Raw genomic sequence first — 19,073 nt, 5'->3', positions numbered from 1 at the left:
GTTATAATACGTTTGTATGATGCTGGATAATCTGTACGAAGGAGGCGCGTATTGGTGGACAAAATCATTCTGCCCTATCGCGGGAAGACTCCCGTTATCGATGAAACGGCGTTTATTGCGCCCACGGCGGCCGTGATCGGCGACGTGACCATCGGAGCCGGTTCGAGCGTCTGGTTCGGCGCTGTAGTGCGCGGGGATTTTCAGCCCATTACAATTGGGAAGAATACCAACATCCAAGAGAATGCGACGATCCATGTGATGCGTGATGCGCCCGTACGGATTGACGACGGTGTCATCATCGGGCACAATGCCGTGGTGCATACCTGCCATATCGGATCGAATACGCTGATCGGCATGGGCTCGATCATCATGGGCTACTCCGAGATCGGCGAAAACGTTGTGATCGGCGCGGGGACATTCCTCTCGCAGCATAAAAAGATTCCATCGAATTCTCTTGTGTTCGGCAATCCCGCACAGATCGTACGCGCCCTGCGCGACGACGAAATCGAGGCACTTCAGGCGGCGGCACTCAACTACGCCGACCTTGGAGCAGAGTATAAACGTATCATTGAGGAGATGAAGTAATGGAACGTACCTTGGTTCTCATTAAGCCGGATGCTGTCGGTGCCCACCACATCGGGGACATTACGAAGGCGTACGAGGAGGCGGGGCTTGAGATCCGCGCGATGAAGATGACGCAGATGACGGACCGCATTGCGCGCATCCACTATGCAGAGCATCTTGAAAAGCCGTTTTACGGAGAGCTCGCCGCGTTCATGACCTCGGCACCGCTCGTGGCGATGGTACTCGCTGGGGACAATGCGATTGCGCGCGTGCGCGAGCTGCACGGCGCGACGAATCCTGCGAACGCGGCCGAGGGAACGATCCGCAAGCGCTTTGCGAAAAATGGGAGTGAGAACGCCGTTCACGCATCCGACAGTCCCGAGAGTGCGGCGCGCGAGGTGCATATCTTCTTCAGTGAGACGGAGATCTTCTAGAAATTAATTAATGATGTTTGCTGTACCCGATCATACACGGTATGATCGGGTGCATTTATCGGCAGAGGAGGAATATGACGATGAGTGTAACGACAAAAACCGGCGATCAGGGGATGACGAGCCTTTTTACGGGGGAGCGTATCGCGAAGGATGATATGCGCGTGGAGGTCTATGGAGCCGTGGACAGCCTCGGCTCGACCCTCGGAATGGCGCGTGCTTTCGTGACGAGCCCCGAGGTCAAGGAGCGTATCTACAACCTGCAGAAGCAGCTCGGTGTGCTGATGGCGGACTTCGCGAGCCGCAACAAGGCACCGCGCATCACAGAGGAAATGGTCGCAGGCATCGAGAAGTCGATCGCGGACATTGAGGAGAGCCTGCCCGAGCTGCGGGAGTTCATCATCCCGGGCGACAAGAAGTCGAGTGCAATGCTCGATCTCGCGCGCACGACGGCACGGGCGGCGGAGCGCCATGCGTGGACCTTGGCGCGGCGCGGTTCTGTGGCAGAGATCGACCTGCGTTATCTCAACCGTCTCTCGGACTATATCTTCATCCTCATGCGCCTTGAGGATCAGGACAAGCCGAACCTGTGAGCAGCGGAATATTTGCCGTCATTGACGGGAGCAGCCTCTTCTTTCGCGCGTTCTATGCGCTGCAGCTCCCGCCGAATGCGCGCGGAATTCATACGAATGCAGTACATGGCTTTGCCATGATGCTCGTAAAGCTCCTGAAGGAGCTGTCGCCGACACAGATCGTCATCGCATTCGACAGGAGCCGTACGACGTTTCGCACGGCTCTTTATCCCGACTACAAGGGAACGCGGGACAAAACGCCGGAGGAATTGATCGCCCAGATTCCGCTGCTGAAGGAGCTGGCGGAGGCACTCGGCATTTCGTTTCTCGAACTTGATGACTACGAGGCGGACGACATCATCGGCACGCTCGCGGTGCAGGCGGCGGCAGAGGGCGTGGAGACACGCGTCATTACGGGCGACCGCGACGCCCTGCAGCTCATCCGTCCGCAGCTCACCGTCCTTTTGACGAAGAAGGGCATCAGTGAGACGAAGGCGTATGATACGGCGGCGTTCGAGGAGGAGTATGGCTTTCCGCCGATCCGCCTGATCGATATGAAGGGGCTGATGGGGGACAGCTCGGACAATATTCCGGGTGTGCCCGGCGTCGGCCCGAAGACGGCGACGAAGCTCCTGCTTGCCTATGAGACCATCGAGAACGTTCTTGACCATGCCACAGAGGTCAGCGGGAAAAAGCTCAGCACGTCGCTCGCGAAATATCGCGCGCAGGCACTGCTCTCCAAGCAGCTCGCCACGATCGAATGTCATGTGCCGGAGCTGCGCTACGATGCGGAGGCATTCCGCATGCAGCCCGACCGTGCTGCGCTTGAGGCGTTCTGTCATGCCTATGAGCTGCGCACGGTCGGGCGTGCCTTGTCGGAGTACTTAGGAGCGGCTGAGACACCGGCTTCCGCCGCAGCGCAGCAGTCGCTCTTTGGCGAGACTGCACCTGCGGCTGACCTCACGGCAGCGGAATTTTGTGATGCCGATATGGCGCTGCTGCGCACGGCGGAGAAGGCCGCTGTCGGCGGCGTCTTTGCGGGTACGCCGCCCTTCGTGAAGATTACGGCACTCGCCCTCGTTGTGGATGGGGAGCGGCGCATCGCATCTGCGTCGTCTCCGCATTTTGCCGCGATTCTGGCATGCTTGGCAGAGCGCTCCGTCACGCTCTGGAATGCGAAGCGCTACGTACAGGCGGGGCTGCAGGGGACGGCACAGGTCTTTGATCTGGAGCTGGCGGACTATCTGCTGCACCCCGAGGAGAGCCGACGCGACATTGCGCGCGCGGCGTTTGCGTTCCTTGGTACTGCGACCTCGGCGGAGGGGCTCTCCTCCGAGGCGTACGCTGTCCGCGAGGCACTTCTTGGCGCACGCCTGCAGCCCGTCATGGAGACGGAGCTCGCCGCGCAGGGGCTGATGCAGCTCTACCGCACGGTGGAGCTGCCGCTTGTCCCTGTGCTTGCGGCGATGGAGCAGACGGGCGTTTACGTGGACCGCGCGGCACTTGAGCGCGAGCGTGCGGCAGCGACAGAGCGCATCAATGCGCTTGCCCGTGAGATTCATACACTTGCGGGGGCGGAGTTCAACATCAGCTCTCCCAAGCAGCTCGGGGAGATCCTCTTTGAGCACCTCGGGCTCGGCAGCGGGAAGGTCAAAAAGACCAAGACGGGCTACTCGACCAATGCGGAAACCTTGGAGGGGCTGCGTGATCAGCATCCCATCATTGATAATGTGCTGACCTACCGTATGTGGACGAAGCTGCGCTCGACCTATCTCGACGGCATCGGCGCACTCATCCGCCCCGCCACGGGGCGCGTCCATACGAGCTTTAACCAAACCGTGACGGCGACGGGGCGGCTCTCGAGTTCCGACCCGAACCTCCAGAACATCCCCGTGCGGACGGAGGAGGGGCGCGCCGTGCGTGCCCTCTTTACGCCGGGTGAGGGCTATGACGCACTCCTCTCGGCGGACTACTCGCAGATCGAGCTGCGCATCCTCGCGCACATGTCGGGCGATGCGACGCTGATTGACGCGTTCCGTCACGGGCAGGATATCCATGCACGCACGGCAGCGGAGGTGTTCGGTGTGCCGCTGGACGCGGTGACACCGGAGCAGCGGCGCCGTGCAAAGGCGGTCAATTTCGGCATTGTCTACGGGCTCAGCGACTTTGGTCTGGCGCGCGATCTCGGCATCGGGCGCAGGGAGGCCGGCGGCTATATCGATCGTTATTTTGAACGCTATCACGGCGTACGCACCTTCCTCGACAAAATTGTGGCGGATGCGCATACGAACGGCTATGTGACGACGCTCTACGGGCGGCGGCGCGCTCTTCCTGCGCTCGCGAGCCGCAACTATATGCAGCGCTCCTTCGCGGAGCGCATGGCGATGAATACGCCGATTCAGGGGACGGCAGCTGACCTCATCAAGATCGCGATGGTGCGCGCCTACGACGCACTGCAGGCGGCGGACGTAAAGAGCCGCATCCTGCTGCAGGTGCATGACGAGCTTGTCATGGAGGTCACGGCAGAGGAGACGGAGACGGTCACGGAGCTTCTGCGCACAGCGATGAGCGGGGCGGCAGAGCTGGCTGTGCCGCTTGCCGTCGATGTACATGTTGGGAAGAACTGGGCGGAGGCAAAGTAACGCGTGAAGATCATTGGACTGACGGGCGGCATCGCCTGCGGAAAATCCACGGTCAGCAAGGTGCTGAAGGACTGCGGCGCACGCATTGTGGATGCGGATGCGATAGCCCATGAACTTTCACAGCCAAATCAGCCCATCTTTCACGCCTATGTAGAGCTCTTTGGGCCGGAGATCGTGACCCCGGAGGGGACGCTCGATCGGGCGGAGATCGCACGGCGCGTCTTTTCTGACACAGCACTGCGTGACAAGATGAACGCCCGCGTGCACCCGATCATCCGCGCGGTGGTGGAAGATTGCCTGGATGCAGCTCACATGGCGGGGATTCCGGCAGTGGTGCTTGACGTTCCGCTTCTCTTTGAGGCGGGATGGGATGCCCTCACCACTGATACGTGGGTGGTTAGCCTTCCGCCGTCGGAGCAGCTGGCACGCCTCCTCGCGCGTGACCATACGATGGATGAGGCAGAGGCACGTGCGCGTATTGATGCGCAGATGCCGCTGGCAGAGAAATGCATGCGGGCGGATGTGGTGATCGATAACAGTGGGACAAGGGATGAGACAAAAAAGTGTGTGGAGAAACTATGGAAGACGTGCATCGCGCATACGTAATCTGCGGCTTCGGCTATGGCTGCTGCTGCGGCTGATTGTCGCGGCAGTGATCGCCTTTGTCCTCATCGGCGGCTGGACGCTCGTCGAGCGGACGTGGCTCTACCCCTATGATTACCGCAGCTACATCGAGACGAGTGCTGCACAGCAGCGCACGGATCCGTATCTCGTTGCCGCTGTCGTCAAGCATGAGAGCAAGTTCCAGACAACGGCGTGCTCGGACGGCGGTGCGGTCGGACTGATGCAGCTCATGCCGCAGACCGCGGCATGGATTGCGGGGCAGCTCGGGGAACCGTTTACGGAGGACTATCTCTATGACCCTGCGCTCAACATCCGCTATGGCGTGTGGTATCTTGCAGAGCTGGAGCGTGAGTTCGGCGGCAACGACATTCTCGCACTTGCTGCGTACAACGCAGGACGCGGGAATGTGCGCGACTGGATGGAGCGCAGTCACTGGACGGATCAGTTTGATGAAATCGATGCGATCCCCTATCCGGAGACGCGGCTCTACGTGCGCCGCGTTCTGGAGGACAGGGAACACTATAAGAGGCTGTATGAGAAATGACGAAGACATACCGCATCCTTCCGTGTGCAGCGGATCTGCTGCTGCGCCTGCTGCACGGGCTCGCTCTTGACGATGAGGAGCGGGCTCTTTTGCGTGCCTGTGCGGTGCGTCATGTCGAGGTACGCGGCGATACGTGGGAAATCGTCGTCGGCACGCAGATGATCATGGATGACGCACTCATAGACCGCGCCGCAGCACAGGTAGCAGAAAACTATCAGCTGTCGCAGGTGCTCATCCAGCAGAATATCGTTGCACTCGCACCTGCTGTTGCCCCTCTGTGGGAGAGTATCGTTCGCGATGCCGCCGCCGGGGATGCCGTTCTCTATCACACACTGATGCAGGCGGACTATGCCGTGGACGGAAATGTGATACGCCTTTCTGCACCGGGAACGTTCGGTGCGGAACTGTTCGCACAGAGCGGTGCGGCAGGGCGCATCGAGAGTGCCGTGCGCACCCGTGTCGGCTGTGCCTGCCGCGTCGTCTGCGAGGAGTCCGCGCTCAGCGGGGCACTCCCCGGGGCAGACTGGACACCGCCCGCTGTGCCTGCCGTTCCGGCGAAGGCCGCCACTCCGTCTGCGGCACCCGCGCATACGGCAAAGAATGCGAAGACGAAGAGACTTTCCCCCGAGGTTATTATCGGGCGCGGTGTGTCGGGCGAGGCGCGTGAGCTGGGCGTAATCGAGGATGAAGTAAAGAACGTTGTCCTCGAGGGTGAGGTCTTTGACCCGCAGGCGAATCAGCTGAAGTCCGGCGCCTACATCCTTCTTCTCAAATTTGCCGATGCGACGAACGGCATCAGCTGCAAAAAATTCTTCTCCGCACGAGGAAAGACGACGCAGGAGGAGATCGATGCAGAGGTCGTGCGCATTCTCAAGGCGATCGGCAAGGGCGGGGCTGTGCGTATCCAAGGAAAAATCGAATACGATAAATTTATCAGCGACTACGTGCTCTTTATCGACAGCATGGAGAAGCGCAGTGTCCCGCAGCGCGAGGATACGTCGAAGGAAAAACGTGTCGAGCTGCACGCGCATACGAAGATGAGCGCGCTCGATGCCGTCGTCCCGCCCAAGGTGCTTGTCGAGACGGCGGCGCGCTGGGGCTGGCCGGCGGTCGCCATCACTGACCACGGCGTCGTGCAGGCATTCCCCGAGGCGATGAATACGGCGCGTGCCCTCGCGAAAAAGGGCATCGACATCAAGATCATCTACGGCATGGAGGGCTATCTCGTCGACGGCGAGGACGACGCCCGTGCCTTTCACATCATCTTTTTGGCGAAGAACAAGACGGGGCTCTATAACCTCTATAAGCTCGTCTCGCTCTCGCACATCCGCTATTTCCGCGGGACGAAGAAGCGCGGCCGCCCGCGTGTGCCGCGTGCCGTCCTGCAGCAGCACCGCGAGGGGATTATCGTCGGCTCCGCATGTGAGGCAGGCGAGCTGATCCGCGGCATTGTCGCGGGGCGTCCCAATGCGGAGCTGGAGGAGATGGCGCAGTTCTACGACTTCCTCGAAATCCAGCCCATTCACAACAATGACTTTTTGAAATTTGACGATCGTTTCCCCATGCAGACGGACGAGGATCTCAGGGACATCAACCGCAAGGTGGACGAGCTGGCGCGCAAACTTGGAAAACCCCTGATTGCGACCTGCGATGTGCATTTCCTCAATCCCGAGGATGCCGTCTACCGCGCCATGATCCAAAAGGCGAACGGTTACCGCGACGCCGAGCGTCAGCCGCCCCTCTATCTGCGCACGACGGAGGAGATGCTCGCGGAGTTCGACTACCTCGGTGCGGAGCGCGCCTACGAGTGTGTTGTGACGAATCCGCGCCGCATCGCGGAGGAGACGGAGCGCTTTCTCCCGATCCCCGATGAGCTCTATGCGCCGATGGTACCGGGTGCGGACCGCGAGATTCAGGAGATGTCCTACGCACGCGCGCGGAAACTCTACGGCGAGAATCTGCCGAAGATCGTCTCCGACCGTCTCGAACTCGAGCTGAAGCCGATCCTGCGGCATGGATTTGCCGCGCTCTACATCATCGCTCAGCGCCTCGTGAAAAAATCCAACGACGACGGCTATCTCGTCGGCTCGCGCGGATCAGTCGGCTCCTCCTTTGTCGCGACGATGATCGGCGTCACCGAGGTCAACCCGCTGCCGCCGCACTACCGCTGTCCGCACTGTCAGTACAATCGGTTCATCGACGACGGCTCGGTCGGGAGCGGCTTTGATCTGCCGTCCGAGGACTGTCCCGTCTGCGGCACGCCGCTCATCAAGGACGGACACAACATCCCGTTCGCCGTGTTCCTCGGCTTTGACGGGGACAAGGTGCCCGATATCGATCTGAACTTTTCGGGCGACTATCAGCCCGTCGCGCACAAGTACACGGAAGTTCTTTTCGGCAAGATGAATGTATTCCGTGCGGGTACGATCGCAGGTCTGCAGGACAAGAATGCCTACGGTTACGCCATGCACTACTACGAGGATCAGGGCGCGGCGAAGGGCCGTCCCTACATCGAGCACATGATGCGCGGCTGCATGGGGGTCAAGGCAACGACGGGCCAGCATGCGGGCGGCATCATGGTCGTTCCGCGCGACATGGACGTGCACTATTTCACGCCCATCCAGCGCCCTGCGAACAATATGGAGTCGGATACACTCACGACCCATTTTGATTACCATTCCATCAGTGAGCGCCTCGTCAAGCTCGATATTCTCGGACACGATGATCCGACGGTCATCAAGATGCTCGAGGAGCTGACGCACCGCGACCCCGAGACCATCCCGTTTGACGATCCCGCGACCATGTCCATTTTCACCTCGACCGACGCGCTCGGCATCACGCCTGAGGATCTCGGGGCGAATATGGGGACGTACGGCATCCCGGAGTTCCGCACGTCGTTTACGCAGAAGATGATTGACGACTCGAACCCCGACTGTTTCGCCGATCTCGTGAGGATCTCTGGCTTTTCCCATGGGACGAACGTCTGGCTCGGCAATGCGCAGGATCTCATCAAGGCGGGCACAAGTACGCTGAAGGATGCGATCTCCGCGCGCGACGACATCATGAACTACCTCATGCAGAACGGTATCGACCCGCTGCTGTCGTTCAAGACGATGGAAAACGTACGAAAGGGCAGAGGTATCGCGCCCGATGTCGTGGAGAAACTGCGCGCGGGCGGGATTCCCGAGTGGTACATCGAGTCCTGTCAGAAGATCAAATACCTCTTCCCGCGCGCCCATGCGACCGCGTACGTCATGATGGGCTACCGCATCGCGTTCTGCAAGGTGCACTATCCGCTCGCCTACTACGCCGCTTACTTTTCCATTCGCGCCGCAGAGTTCGATGCGAATATCATCTCGAAGGGCAAGGATGCCGTGCGTGCGGCAATCGACACGCTCCTCGCCGAGGCGCGCGAGCACCGCGGCAAGCTGGACAACAAGAAGCAGGACACGCTCATCGTTCTGCAGCTTGCCTGGGAGATGTATTTGCGCGGTTTCTCCTGTGAGCCCGTCGATCTTTATGCGTCTGACGCAGAGAAGTTCATCCTGCACGAAACCTCCCTTTTGCCTCCCTTCACTGCCATTCCGGGCATGGGACAGAAGGCGGCGCAGGCGATTGTCGAGGCGCGGCGGGACGGACGGTTCATCTCCGTCGAGGATCTCGCGACGCGCGCTCATGTGGCCGCGCCTGCCATTGAGGTACTGCGTACGCACGGCTGCCTCGACGGCATGATGGAGAGCAATCAGGTTGAGCTGTTTGCGTAAAAACATAGAAAAAAGAAGGGGTCTTGTGCGAAGCGAAAAACTTCGTACAGACGCCTTCTTTTTATTAGTACTTCGTTTGTTATACAGTTGGATCCTGTGCGAGGATAGGCGCGAGAGCCTCCTCGTCCTCGGTGACGAAGAGCGTTTTCTCATGGGTAAAGCGGACGAAGCCGGGGACGGATCCCGAGGGCTTTTTGACGAAGCGGATGGCGGTGTAGTCGACGGGGACGGTCGAGGAGCCGCGTGCCTTGCTGAAATGCGCCGCAATCTGTGCAGCGAGGTGGAGCGTTTCCTCGCTCGGCGCAGCACCGTCCGTGCGCAGGATGACGTGTGAGCCGGGGATATCGCGCACGTGCAGCCAGAGATCCGTCGGCGCGGCCGTCCGAAAGGTGAGCGCGTCGTTCTGCGTATTGTTCTTGCCGACGAGGATCGTCATGCCGTCGGGCGCGGTGAAGGAAAAGGGGTGGGCACGGCGATCCTTGTTCTTCCTTGGCATCTTCTCGTGCAGGTAGCCCGAGGCGATCAGCTCCTCCTGAATCTCTGCGATCTCGGCGAGCCGCGTGGAAGAGTCGAGTGATGCTTCGATGCTCTCGAGATGGCGGATGTTCGCACGGCACGCATCCTGCTGGACGGCGAGGAGCTTCTGCGCGCGCTTCAGTTTGTCGTACTTCTTATAGTACGCCTGCATGTTTTGGATGATGCTCAGACGGCGGTCGAGCGGGATGGTGAGCGCCTCTCCTGTCTCGCTGTAGATGTTCGTGACTGTGACTGCATCGTCGGCATGATCCGCATAGTTGTATTGATAGGTCATGAGGTTGTCAGCAGCGATCTTTTGCTCCTCGGCATTTTCGGCGGCGGCGATCTCCGCACCGAGCTTCTCGTATTTTTCCCGCGCGCGGGTGAGCTCCGTGCGCACGAGGCGGCGGAAGCGCTCACGGTCGGGAATGACGTAGCTGCCGAGCCGCCGATCTGCGTCCATCATGAGAGCACTGACCGTGGGATAGGAGAGGCATGTCGTTTTCGGCAGGGCGCTGAGCGGGAACGCAGCCATCGCAGTGACCTTGCCGTTTTCGTCAAGGCGCAGGGAGGGGGCGGGCTTTTCCATCCATGTGCGCAGTTCGGTCAGTGCATCCGCGAGCGCGGTGAAGTCCGTATCGTCCAGACGGGCGACGGGGATGTTCGGCGTGAGTCCCGCGAGGAATGCCGCTTCCTTTGCCGAGACGGGACCAAAGCCGAGGACGGCGCTGATGAGTGCCTGAAAGAGCTTCGCTTCGGGGTCCGCCTGTATGCGTGCGATAATATCTGCTGTGTTCGCCGTGAAGAGATCGCATTTTTCCTGTGCGGGCGGGAGGATGTAGGGAAGTCCTTTGTAGACGGTGCGCACGCGGCTCGTGTTCTCGCCGATGCGCCGCAGTGCCTCGGTGATGATGCCGTTCTCGTGGAGGATGATGTTGCTGTACTTGCCGATGAGTTCGAGCGTGAGCGTGCGCGTGACGATGCGGCCGCCGGCTGCGATGACGTCGATGTCGAGATGGATGATGCGGTCACGCCCCTCCTGCTGCACGGCGGCGATGCGTCCGGTCTCAAGCTGCTTGCGCAGGAGCATGACGAAGGTCGGGGGCTCGGCAGGATTCTCGGGAGCCGTCTCGATGAGGTGCGCCGAGGGATTGCCCGCATTTGTATTGATATAGAGCAGCAGGTTCTGTCCCGGCTGGCGGATGCCGAGGACGATGGACTGCTTGTTCGGCTGGTTGATCTTGTCGATGCGCCCGCCCGTGAGAGCATCTGCGAGCTCGCGCACGAGGGCGGACATGGAGAAGCCGTCAAGGCTCATCGTATCACCTTTCTTTTTCTTTATTGGATGAGGAAAATTTTAGGAAGCACGGATAAATTTGGCATACTTCATTTTATCAGTGATTCCTGTACACGTCAAAAAATTGATGCGCAAGCCGGTGAATTTCATTTTATCAGCGATTTCCTAGGCGTATTGCCGTCCCTGCATGTTGTGCCAATTATCATCATATGGGAAGAGTGTGTGCCTTGCGCACAGCTGTTATTCATACTATAATAGGGGAGATAATACAATGAGGAAAGGGAATTTATGAAATTCAGCAAATGGCAGGGCTGCGGCAATGATTTTGTGATCGTGGATTTTCTCGATCATGAACCGGTGGACTTCGCGGTACTTGCGCGCGAGATGTGCGACCGTCATTTCGGCGTCGGTGCGGACGGGCTGATGGCGGCGTGCCCCTCAGAAACGGCGGACGTGCGGATGCGCGAGTTCAATCCTGATGGGACAGAGCCGGAGATGTGCGGGAACGGCATCCGTTGTTTTTCGCGCTGGCTCTATGAACAGGGGTACGTGACGAAGGACGAGTTCACCGTCGAGACATTGGCGGGGACGATGGTGCCGCACGTCATTGTGCAGGACGGCACCGTGTCGGCGGTCGCTGTGGATATGGGCATTCCCGTGCTTGAGGGGGCGCGTATCCCCGTGGCGGGCTTCGGTACGGAGCACGTTGTGGCACAGCCCATCATGGTCGCGGGCAAGGAATACGCGATGACCTGTGTCTCGATGGGCAACCCGCACTGCGTGGTCTTTGTGGATGATGCAGACGGCTTTCCTCTGGAAAAGCTCGGTGCCCAGTTTGAGCATCACACGGCGTTTCCGCATAAGATCAATACGGAGTTCGTCGAGGTGCGTGACCGCCGCCATGCGCGCATGCGCGTCTGGGAACGCGGCGCAGGCATTACGCTCGCCTGCGGGACAGGGACGTGCGCGACGCTGACGGCAGGTGTGTTGAACAATGTGCTTGACCGTGAGGCGGCGATTGAGGTGGACGGCGGCGTGATCCATGTGGCGTGGCGCGAGGACGGTCATATCGTGATGACAGGTCCTGCCGAGCAGGTGTTTACGGGTGAGTGGCCGGGGGTGCGATGAGTACGCAGCGCAGGAGTATGACGGGCTACGGCGCGGGAACGGCGGAGACGGCGGACTATCGTGTCGTGGTCGAGATGAAGGCGGTCAACCAGCGTTTTCTTGAGATCGCACCGCACATGCCGCGTGCCTTTGGCGCATGGGAAGGCGATCTGCGGGATCTCATCCGTACGCGCGTGGCGCGCGGCAAGCTCGATGTCTATGTCAGCTTTGAGGATCGCAGTGAGAAACGCTATGCCGTTCATGTCAACGAGGGTCTTGCCCGCGCCTATTATGCGGCGCTCGGCCGTGTGGCGCATGCCGTGGACGCACCGCTGTCGGACGGCGTGCGCATGACGGCGGCGTACGAGGGCGTCATCACGATCAGCGAGGATGCAGATCTCTCGGGGGCGCGCTCGGTCTTTTTGGACGCTGCCGCGCAGGCCCTCGATGCGCTCGATGTCATGCGCCTCGCTGAAGGCGCGCATATCGTGCGCGACTTTGAAAAGCGTCTCGCGCGCCTTGAGGAGCAGCGCGAAGAGGTAAAGCAGCATGCACCGCAGATCGCAGCGGACTATCGTGCCCATCTCACCGCGGTGCTGGCAGAGTTTCGCGCCGTAATGCCCGATGAGACACGCATCATGCAGGAGGCAGCACTCTATGCCGACCGCGTGAATGTGACGGAGGAGCTCGTTCGTCTGGCGAGTCACTTTGCCCAGTTCCGCACGATCCTCGCAGAGGAGGAGCCTGTCGGGCGGCGGCTCGATTTCCTGCTGCAGGAGATCAACCGTGAGACGAATACAATCGGCTCAAAAGTGAACAGTGCAGCCATCCAGCAGGTGGTCGTCGCGATGAAGAACGAGGTGGAGAAGCTGCGCGAGCAGGTGCAGAATTTGGAGTGACCGATGGAGACAGTCAACGTTGGGTTTGGCGACATTGTCCTGACGGGACGCATGGTCGCCATTGTCGCGCCGACCTCCATGTCCGTCAAGCGTATGGTGCAGGATGCACGCGATGCGGGGCGGCTGATCGATGCGACGTACAAGCGTCGGACGCGCGCCGTTGTCGTCATGGACAGCGGGCATATCGTCCTCTCGGCCCTTTTGCCGGAGACGATTGCAGGGCGCATGGGAACACGGAAGGAGGAGGAGACATGAAAAAAGGGCTGCTGATTGTGGTCTCGGGCGCATCGGGCACAGGAAAGGGAACGGTCTGCAAGGAACTCCTTGCCCGTGAGCGCGGTGTCGCCTTTTCGGTTTCTGCTACGTCGCGCACCCCGCGTGAGGGGGAGCAGGACGGACGCGAGTATTATTTTCGCACGCGCACGGAGTTCGAGACGATGATCGCAGAAGGGGCGTTTCTCGAGTACGCGGATGTGTACGGCAACTACTACGGCACGCCGCTCGCTCCGATTGAGGCACGCCGCAGTGCGGGCGAGGACATCCTGCTTGAGATCGACACGCAGGGCGCGCTGAATGTGATGGAGCGCTGCCCCGACGGCACGTTTATCTTCCTCCTGCCGCCCTCCCTTGAGGAGCTGCGCCGCCGCATTACGGGGCGCGGCACAGAATCCAAGGAGAGTCTTGCGCGGCGCCTTGCGGCGGCACGCGACGAAATCCGACTCGGCAGGCGCTACCGTTACGCCGTACTCAATGATACAGTGGAGAATGCGGCGGCACAGATTCAGACGATCCTTGCGGCGGAGCGGCTGCGCGCAGATATGAATCCAAGCCAGTTTGATATATGAAAGGCAGAAATAACAATGAAGACGAATGTAGAAATCGGCATGGTCAACCCTTCGACGGATGAACTGATGACGAAGGTGGACAGCCGCTACGGGATGGTGGTGCTCGCGGCAAAGCGTGCACGCCAGATTCTTGAGGGAGATCCCATCAAGTCTGAGCGTGCACGCTCGACGAAAAATGTCACGAATGCATTTGAGGAGATTGCCGAGGGCAAGATCAGCTACAACCTCTGCATGGAGAGTGTCTGACATGGGAACGCTCGCAGGACGGCGCATCGTTCTCGGCGTGACGGGCGGGATCGCCGCCTTTAAGGCGGTTGAGGTCGCTAGCCTTCTGCGCAAGGAGGGAGCGGAGCTGCGCATCGTCATGACGCGGGCGGCAGCCTCCTTCGTCACGCCGCTCACCTTCCGTGAGGTCGCCAATGCTCCCGTGGCAGAGACCATGTGGGGGGCGCCGCAGCATCACGCGGCGCATATCTCTCTGGCGTCCTTTGCCGAGATGGTGCTCGTCGCGCCCGCTACGGCAAATTTCCTCGCGAAGGCGGCGGCGGGCATTGCCGACGACATGCTGACGACGACATTGCTCGCGACGCGCGCACCGCTCCTCTTCGCCCCGGCAATGAACACGGTCATGTGGGAGAATCCCGTCACACAGGAGAATGTACGGCGTCTTTCCGCACGTGGTGTACAGATCATCTCCCCCGCCGTAGGGATGCTTGCCTGCGGCACCACAGGCGCGGGCCGCCTGCCTGAGCCGGAGGAAATCGTGCGCGTTGTAAAGGAGCATTTCACCCGCAGCGAGAGCCTCGCGGGACGGCGCATCCTCGTGACGGCGGCAGGGACGGAGGAGCCGCTCGATCCGGTGCGCTACCTCGGCAACCGTTCGACGGGACGCATGGGCTACGCCGTTGCGGAAGAGGCGGCGCGGCGCGGCGCAGAGGTCATCCTCGTCTCCGGCCCCACGCCGCTCGAAACGCCCGCAGATGTGCGGCGCGTGGACGTGCGTACGGCACGCGAGATGTATGCGGCAGTGCTTGCTGACTATGACGGCGTGGATGCGGTCATCAAGGCGGCGGCTGTCGCTGACTATCGTCCTGCAGAGACGGCGGAGCAGAAGATCAAGAAATCGGAGGGAACGCTGACCCTCACCCTGACGCGCAATCCCGATATTCTCTATGAACTGGGACAGAAAAAGACGCATCAGGTGCTCGTCGGCTTTGCGGCAGAGACGCAGAACGTGGAGGAGTATGCGCGCGACAAACTTCGGAAGAAGAATCTCGACTTTATCGTGGCGAACAACGTCGCGGAGCAGCATGCGGGATTTGCTGTTCCGACGAACCATGTGCAGATTTTCTATGCGGACGGTCGTATAGAGGAGTGCCCCATGATGGAGAAGACCGCGCTCGCGGGCGTGATCCTCGATCGGCTGGAGAATGTATTTTCTTGACCCGCACACGGTAAAATTCGCCCTTGACAAAGTGAATGGCATTCACTATAATACATTACATAGAAATGAATATACCTCATCCAGAGCAGCGGAGGGAATGGCCCGATGAAGCTGCGGCAACCATGGCAATGTGTGCCAACGGTGCCAATTCCTATAGGCGGAGCGCCTATGAGATGAGAGCGGCAGAAATCACAGCCTCCCACATCTCGGCGGGAGGCTTTTCTTATGGAAAATGGAGAGGGACGACCTATGAACTAGGGGAGGTTCTACATGAAGAAAATGCTCTTTACGTCCGAATCCGTCACCGAAGGACATCCGGACAAACTCGCTGACCAGATTTCGGACAGCATCCTTGATGCGATCCTTGCACAGGATCCGATGGGGCGTGTCGCCTGTGAGACGCTCGTCACGACGGGACAGGCGCATGTCGTCGGCGAGATTTCGACCTCGTGCTATGTCGATATCCCGAAGATCATTCGCCAGACCGTGCGCGAGATCGGCTACACGAATGCCAGCTACGGCTTTGATGCCGACACCTGCGGCATCCTTGTTTCGCTCGACGAGCAGTCGCCGGATATCGCACAGGGCGTTGACCGCGCAATCGAGTCGCGCGAGGGTGATATGGACGCAGCAGAGGCGATTGGTGCCGGCGACCAGGGCATGATGTTCGGCTATGCGACGAACGAGACGCCTGAGTATATGCCGCTCACGACCGTGCTCGCCCACAAGCTGGCACGCCGCCTGACCGAAGTGCGCAAGAACGGGATGCTTCCATACCTGCGTCCCGACGGAAAGACGCAGGTCACCGTCGCCTATGAGGACGGCAAGCCCGTCTATGTTGATACGGTTGTCATTTCGACCCAGCACGACGAGGCTGTTGATCTCGCAACGATCCGCAAGGACATGATCGAGAAGGTCATTAAGGAGATCATCCCGGCAGAACTCCTGCGTGCGGAGACGAAGTATTTCGTCAATCCGACGGGCAAGTTCGTCATCGGCGGCCCGCACGGCGACTCGGGCCTTACGGGGCGCAAGATCATCGTCGATACTTATGGCGGCTGGGCGCGTCACGGCGGCGGTGCCTTCTCGGGCAAGGATCCCACGAAGGTGGACCGCAGTGCAGCGTATGCGGCGCGCTATGTGGCGAAGAACATCGTCGCGGCGGGGCTCGCTGACCGTGTAGAGATCCAGCTTGCCTACGCCATCGGTGTGGCACATCCCGTTTCCGTCATGGTCGAGACATTCGGCACGGGCAAGGTCGATGAGGAGAAAATCGTCGCACTGGTCAAGAAAACATTCGATCTGCGCCCTGCGGGCATCATCAAGATGCTCGACCTGCGCCGTCCCATCTACCGCCAGACGGCAGCGTACGGACACTTCGGGCGTACGGACGTCGATCTGCCGTGGGAGCACACGGACAAGGCGGCGCTTCTGAAGAAGGAAGCCGGGCTGTAAGGCGTTGGACTGATACGGTCTAAGACATAAAATTGGGCTGCTGTACGAAGAGAGAAAAATTCGTACAGCAGCCCTTTTTGGACATTTTTATTTCTTTTCCTTCATTCCGATGGTCAGTTCATTCACCAGCGGGATACGCTCCCCGATGCGCCGCATGATGACCGCGCCGCACAGCGACAGCAGAAGCGCTGCCGCATACATGGCGAGGGCGAGCGGGGCGGTCAGTATGTGTCCTGTCCGATGGAGGACAGCGAGCAGATAGGTGATCGCCATCGGGTGGGCGAGATAGATGAAGTAGGAGTGCTTTCCGAGGATCTGAAACGCACGCCCCGGCATAGTCTCTGTCCCCAGCCGTGTGAAGAACGCAAAGAGTGCGAGCGATGCGCCGATGGTGTAGAAGATGCCGAGCGGTGAGAGCTGATGTGCGGTATAGATTCCCTCAAGCGGGGTATAGCCGTCCACGAGGAGCAGTTTGTAGTACCATGCGAGGAGGGCGATGAGGCTCAGAATACCGAATGCATAGAGCTGACCCGCTCGGTGCAGCATCCACGTACGAAATGTCTCCCAGTGGAGGGCAATATAGCCGCCGAGAAGGAAGATAAAGACGTAATGCACGACCCAATAGTTCAGCCGATAAAAGAGCAATGCACGCAGAAGCGATCCCTCGGGCAGTCCGTAGACGTAGAGGTTGAACGCCGTATCGAAGCTTGACCAGTAGTCAAAGGCAATCTGGAGAGCGAGGATGCCCATGAGCAGCGGCAGCGTCATGCGGCGCAGGAGGATGCGCCAGAGCGGCATCAAGAGGTAGAACCAGATCAGAATGACCATGAAGTAGAGCTGATACTTTGCGTTGCCGAAAAAGAGAATCCCCGGAATGGACAGAAGAGGCGGAAAGCCGACACCGTAGTGCCATGCGTCATGAAGAAGATAAAAGAGCGACCAGATGAGGTAGGGAATGACGACAGCATGGGTACGGCGCGTGAGGAAATCCCGATAGGAAAACGGAGCGGATGGGGATTTTCCATAGAACAGACCGAACGCTGAGATAAAGAAAAAAATCGGCACGCTAAAGCGCGTGCCGATGTCGAAAAGCGCTACCAGATGAATGTTTGGCGATGGGTTGGCGAGATACTCCGCGCCGATATGGATGCCGATCACGCCCATCATAGAGATGCCGCGAATTGCCTCGACAGCAGATACGCGCGGGCGCTTACTCGACGACATAGGTCACGTTGACCGTAGCAGCGACCGAGAGTTCGCCTGGTGCGATCGGCGTCGCTGCGGCCGATGCGCCCTTCGCCATCATCATCGGCATATAGTTTTCGTTGCGCGGCATGTCTGCCTGTGTATCGGCGTAGACGTTTGCGATGCGGACGAGGCGGACGCCAAGTGCACTGGCGACCGCCTGTGCCTTCTCTTTTGCGCCACGTACCGCATCTGTGAGAGCCTCATTTTTCGCGGCGCTCGTATCGCTCGCCGTGAAGTTCAGCGAGTCGATGCGGTTCGCCCCATTTGCAAGTGCTGCGTCGATGATCTTACCGACATTGTTGAGATCCCGCACGGTGATGACGACGGAGTTCTGTGCGGTATAGCCGATGACTTCGCTGCGGCTGCCGTCGCGCATATCGTAACGCTGTGAAAAGTCATAGTGCACGGTCTGAATGTCGCGGTCGGCGACACCGAGTGCGCGGACGGCATTGTGGACACGTGCCGTCTGTGCGGCGTTCTCTGCGTGCGTGCGTGCGGCATCCGCCTCCTCCGTGACAACGCCGACAGTGATCTCCGCCGTATCGGGGGCAACGTAGGCGGTGCCCGTTCCCCCGATCGTGATCGTCGCGGGCGTGGGCGCCGTGGTCTCGGCAGCGGATGCCGCTCCCATTGGCAGGGCAAGTGCGAGTGCGAGCACAGAGGTGTGCGCGAGCGAAGTGAACGAAATCTGCTTCATGAAAATCCTCCGTTCTTTAGAGCAAAACGCCTAAAACTGTGTTCATTATAGCATAATCTCGCAGAGGTTCAATGAAATCAGCATTAACCGAGTTCGGCGTATAGCTGCTCATTATATTTCTTTGCCGCCACGTATGCCCAGATCGCGCAGATCGGCCATGTAAGGAACACACCAAATCCAAGTGTGAAGATTCCGATGACAATGTTGACGAGAAACATGATGAGTGCACCCTTAAGTGTCGAGTAGCACATGCCAAGCGGACCGAAGAAGAATCCGAGACCCGCGGCAAGCCCGACATTTTTCGTCGACTTTACAATGATCGTCTGCGGCCTCTGCGGCGTGTTTTGTTCTTGCTGCGGCTGCTGTGTGTTCTGCTCCTGATCCATGGTACATCTCCTTTTCAATAAAGAACTGCGTATAAAAA

The 19,073-nt window shown here is 59.6% G+C and carries 18 protein-coding genes and 1 riboswitch; of the genes, 14 read left to right on the top strand and 4 right to left on the bottom strand.

From position 1 onward, the window contains the following. The first annotated feature begins 54 nt into the window (after nt 1-54). The 7 genes from HMPREF0908_RS03970 (at nt 55) to HMPREF0908_RS03940 (ending at nt 9,141) form a co-directional block, all read left to right on the top strand. On the top strand, nt 55-585 hold the full coding sequence (locus HMPREF0908_RS03970) for a gamma carbonic anhydrase family protein (protein WP_006690150.1): 531 nt from the start codon (nt 55-57) through the stop codon (nt 583-585). Continuing rightward, nucleotides 585-998 carry a nucleoside-diphosphate kinase gene (gene ndk / locus HMPREF0908_RS03965; protein ID WP_006690149.1) on the top strand — a complete coding sequence of 138 codons (414 nt, stop codon included), beginning with the start codon at nt 585-587 and terminating at the stop codon, nt 996-998. Before HMPREF0908_RS03970 ends, ndk begins: the two co-directional genes overlap by 1 nt. Nucleotides 999-1,078: 80 nt before the next feature. Continuing rightward, nucleotides 1,079-1,588 (top strand): cob(I)yrinic acid a,c-diamide adenosyltransferase, encoded by a 510-nt coding sequence (locus tag HMPREF0908_RS03960; protein ID WP_040572399.1) that lies wholly within the window; start codon nt 1,079-1,081, stop codon nt 1,586-1,588. Further along, nucleotides 1,585-4,209, top strand: a complete 2,625-nt coding sequence (gene polA / locus HMPREF0908_RS03955) for a DNA polymerase I (protein WP_006690147.1) — start codon at nt 1,585-1,587, stop codon at nt 4,207-4,209. The genes HMPREF0908_RS03960 and polA overlap by 4 nt, the downstream gene beginning before the upstream one ends. Before the next feature lie 3 nt (nt 4,210-4,212). Beyond that, the gene (coaE, locus tag HMPREF0908_RS03950) at nt 4,213-4,815 is read left to right on the top strand and encodes a dephospho-CoA kinase (protein ID WP_006690146.1); all 603 of its coding nucleotides are present in this window, start codon (nt 4,213-4,215) and stop codon (nt 4,813-4,815) included. Next, nucleotides 4,760-5,377: a lytic transglycosylase domain-containing protein gene (locus HMPREF0908_RS03945; RefSeq protein ID WP_050755855.1), complete on the top strand. Its 618-nt coding sequence runs from the start codon at nt 4,760-4,762 to the stop codon at nt 5,375-5,377. Before coaE ends, HMPREF0908_RS03945 begins: the two co-directional genes overlap by 56 nt. Then, complete coding sequence (locus tag HMPREF0908_RS03940) at nt 5,374-9,141, top strand: PolC-type DNA polymerase III (protein WP_006690144.1); 3,768 nt, start codon at nt 5,374-5,376, stop codon at nt 9,139-9,141. Before HMPREF0908_RS03945 ends, HMPREF0908_RS03940 begins: the two co-directional genes overlap by 4 nt. A 79-nt stretch (nt 9,142-9,220) precedes the next feature. Here the strand turns inward: HMPREF0908_RS03940 and HMPREF0908_RS03935 are convergent, their stop codons facing one another. Continuing rightward, complete coding sequence (locus HMPREF0908_RS03935; protein WP_006690143.1) at nt 9,221-10,975, bottom strand: Rqc2 family fibronectin-binding protein; 1,755 nt, start codon at nt 10,973-10,975, stop codon at nt 9,221-9,223. A gap of 267 nt (nt 10,976-11,242) precedes the next feature. On the opposite strand from HMPREF0908_RS03935, the gene dapF reads away from it, so the two are divergent. The 7 genes from dapF (at nt 11,243) to metK (ending at nt 16,704) form a co-directional block, all read left to right on the top strand. Continuing rightward, entirely contained in the window at nt 11,243-12,082 is an 840-nt protein-coding gene (gene dapF, locus HMPREF0908_RS03930) for a diaminopimelate epimerase (RefSeq protein WP_006690141.1), read from the top strand. Continuing rightward, complete coding sequence (locus tag HMPREF0908_RS03925) at nt 12,079-12,960, top strand: YicC/YloC family endoribonuclease (RefSeq protein WP_006690140.1); 882 nt, start codon at nt 12,079-12,081, stop codon at nt 12,958-12,960. The genes dapF and HMPREF0908_RS03925 overlap by 4 nt, the downstream gene beginning before the upstream one ends. Before the next feature lie 3 nt (nt 12,961-12,963). Further along, nucleotides 12,964-13,215: a DUF370 domain-containing protein gene (locus HMPREF0908_RS03920; RefSeq protein ID WP_006690139.1), complete on the top strand. Its 252-nt coding sequence runs from the start codon at nt 12,964-12,966 to the stop codon at nt 13,213-13,215. Then, nucleotides 13,212-13,805 carry a guanylate kinase gene (gene gmk / locus HMPREF0908_RS03915; protein ID WP_006690138.1) on the top strand — a complete coding sequence of 198 codons (594 nt, stop codon included), beginning with the start codon at nt 13,212-13,214 and terminating at the stop codon, nt 13,803-13,805. The genes HMPREF0908_RS03920 and gmk overlap by 4 nt, the downstream gene beginning before the upstream one ends. A 15-nt stretch (nt 13,806-13,820) precedes the next feature. Continuing rightward, nucleotides 13,821-14,051, top strand: a complete 231-nt coding sequence (gene rpoZ / locus HMPREF0908_RS03910; protein ID WP_006690137.1) for a DNA-directed RNA polymerase subunit omega — start codon at nt 13,821-13,823, stop codon at nt 14,049-14,051. A 1-nt stretch (nt 14,052) separates the two neighbouring features. Continuing rightward, nucleotides 14,053-15,249 (top strand): bifunctional phosphopantothenoylcysteine decarboxylase/phosphopantothenate--cysteine ligase CoaBC, encoded by a 1,197-nt coding sequence (gene coaBC / locus HMPREF0908_RS03905; RefSeq protein ID WP_006690136.1) that lies wholly within the window; start codon nt 14,053-14,055, stop codon nt 15,247-15,249. A 73-nt stretch (nt 15,250-15,322) separates the two neighbouring features. Next, a riboswitch (SAM riboswitch) is annotated at nt 15,323-15,429 on the top strand. 90 nt (nt 15,430-15,519) lie between these two features. Beyond that, entirely contained in the window at nt 15,520-16,704 is a 1,185-nt protein-coding gene (gene metK, locus HMPREF0908_RS03900) for a methionine adenosyltransferase (protein ID WP_006690135.1), read from the top strand. A gap of 87 nt (nt 16,705-16,791) precedes the next feature. On the opposite strand, the gene HMPREF0908_RS03895 is transcribed toward metK, so the two are convergent. The 3 genes from HMPREF0908_RS03895 to HMPREF0908_RS03885 form a co-directional block, all read right to left on the bottom strand. Continuing rightward, nucleotides 16,792-17,928, bottom strand: a complete 1,137-nt coding sequence (locus HMPREF0908_RS03895; RefSeq protein WP_006690134.1) for an acyltransferase — start codon at nt 17,926-17,928, stop codon at nt 16,792-16,794. Continuing rightward, on the bottom strand, nt 17,915-18,649 hold the full coding sequence (locus HMPREF0908_RS03890; RefSeq protein ID WP_006690133.1) for an SIMPL domain-containing protein: 735 nt from the start codon (nt 18,647-18,649) through the stop codon (nt 17,915-17,917). Before HMPREF0908_RS03890 ends, HMPREF0908_RS03895 begins: the two co-directional genes overlap by 14 nt. An 83-nt stretch (nt 18,650-18,732) precedes the next feature. Then, a complete protein-coding gene (locus HMPREF0908_RS03885) occupies nt 18,733-19,035 on the bottom strand; it encodes a hypothetical protein (RefSeq protein WP_006690132.1) in 303 nt (100 codons plus the stop codon). Nucleotides 19,036-19,073 lie beyond the last annotated feature (38 nt).

The sequence above is a fragment of the Centipeda flueggei ATCC 43531 genome, from assembly GCF_000160695.1.
GTDB classification, from domain to species: domain Bacteria; phylum Bacillota; class Negativicutes; order Selenomonadales; family Selenomonadaceae; genus Centipeda; species Centipeda flueggei.
Note: the sequence above shows the minus strand (reverse complement) of the source record. Positions and strands in the feature narration are given on the sequence as shown.

Excerpts from the sequence above, each read along its gene's own strand:
- ndk (WP_006690149.1), top strand. The coding sequence starts at position 585 with ATGGAACGTACCTTGGTTCTCATTAAGCCGGATGCTGTCGGTGCCCAC.
- HMPREF0908_RS03960 (WP_040572399.1), top strand. The coding sequence starts at position 1,079 with ATGAGTGTAACGACAAAAACCGGCGATCAGGGGATGACGAGCCTTTTT.
- HMPREF0908_RS03945 (WP_050755855.1), top strand. The coding sequence starts at position 4,760 with ATGAGACAAAAAAGTGTGTGGAGAAACTATGGAAGACGTGCATCGCGC.
- HMPREF0908_RS03940 (WP_006690144.1), top strand. The coding sequence starts at position 5,374 with ATGACGAAGACATACCGCATCCTTCCGTGTGCAGCGGATCTGCTGCTG.
- HMPREF0908_RS03935 (WP_006690143.1), bottom strand. The coding sequence starts at position 10,975 with ATGAGCCTTGACGGCTTCTCCATGTCCGCCCTCGTGCGCGAGCTCGCA.
- dapF (WP_006690141.1), top strand. The coding sequence starts at position 11,243 with ATGAAATTCAGCAAATGGCAGGGCTGCGGCAATGATTTTGTGATCGTG.
- HMPREF0908_RS03925 (WP_006690140.1), top strand. The coding sequence starts at position 12,079 with ATGAGTACGCAGCGCAGGAGTATGACGGGCTACGGCGCGGGAACGGCG.
- HMPREF0908_RS03920 (WP_006690139.1), top strand. The coding sequence starts at position 12,964 with ATGGAGACAGTCAACGTTGGGTTTGGCGACATTGTCCTGACGGGACGC.
- gmk (WP_006690138.1), top strand. The coding sequence starts at position 13,212 with ATGAAAAAAGGGCTGCTGATTGTGGTCTCGGGCGCATCGGGCACAGGA.
- rpoZ (WP_006690137.1), top strand. The coding sequence starts at position 13,821 with ATGAAGACGAATGTAGAAATCGGCATGGTCAACCCTTCGACGGATGAA.
- coaBC (WP_006690136.1), top strand. The coding sequence starts at position 14,053 with ATGGGAACGCTCGCAGGACGGCGCATCGTTCTCGGCGTGACGGGCGGG.
- metK (WP_006690135.1), top strand. The coding sequence starts at position 15,520 with ATGAAGAAAATGCTCTTTACGTCCGAATCCGTCACCGAAGGACATCCG.
- HMPREF0908_RS03895 (WP_006690134.1), bottom strand. The coding sequence starts at position 17,928 with ATGTCGTCGAGTAAGCGCCCGCGCGTATCTGCTGTCGAGGCAATTCGC.
- HMPREF0908_RS03890 (WP_006690133.1), bottom strand. The coding sequence starts at position 18,649 with ATGAAGCAGATTTCGTTCACTTCGCTCGCGCACACCTCTGTGCTCGCA.
- HMPREF0908_RS03885 (WP_006690132.1), bottom strand. The coding sequence starts at position 19,035 with ATGGATCAGGAGCAGAACACACAGCAGCCGCAGCAAGAACAAAACACG.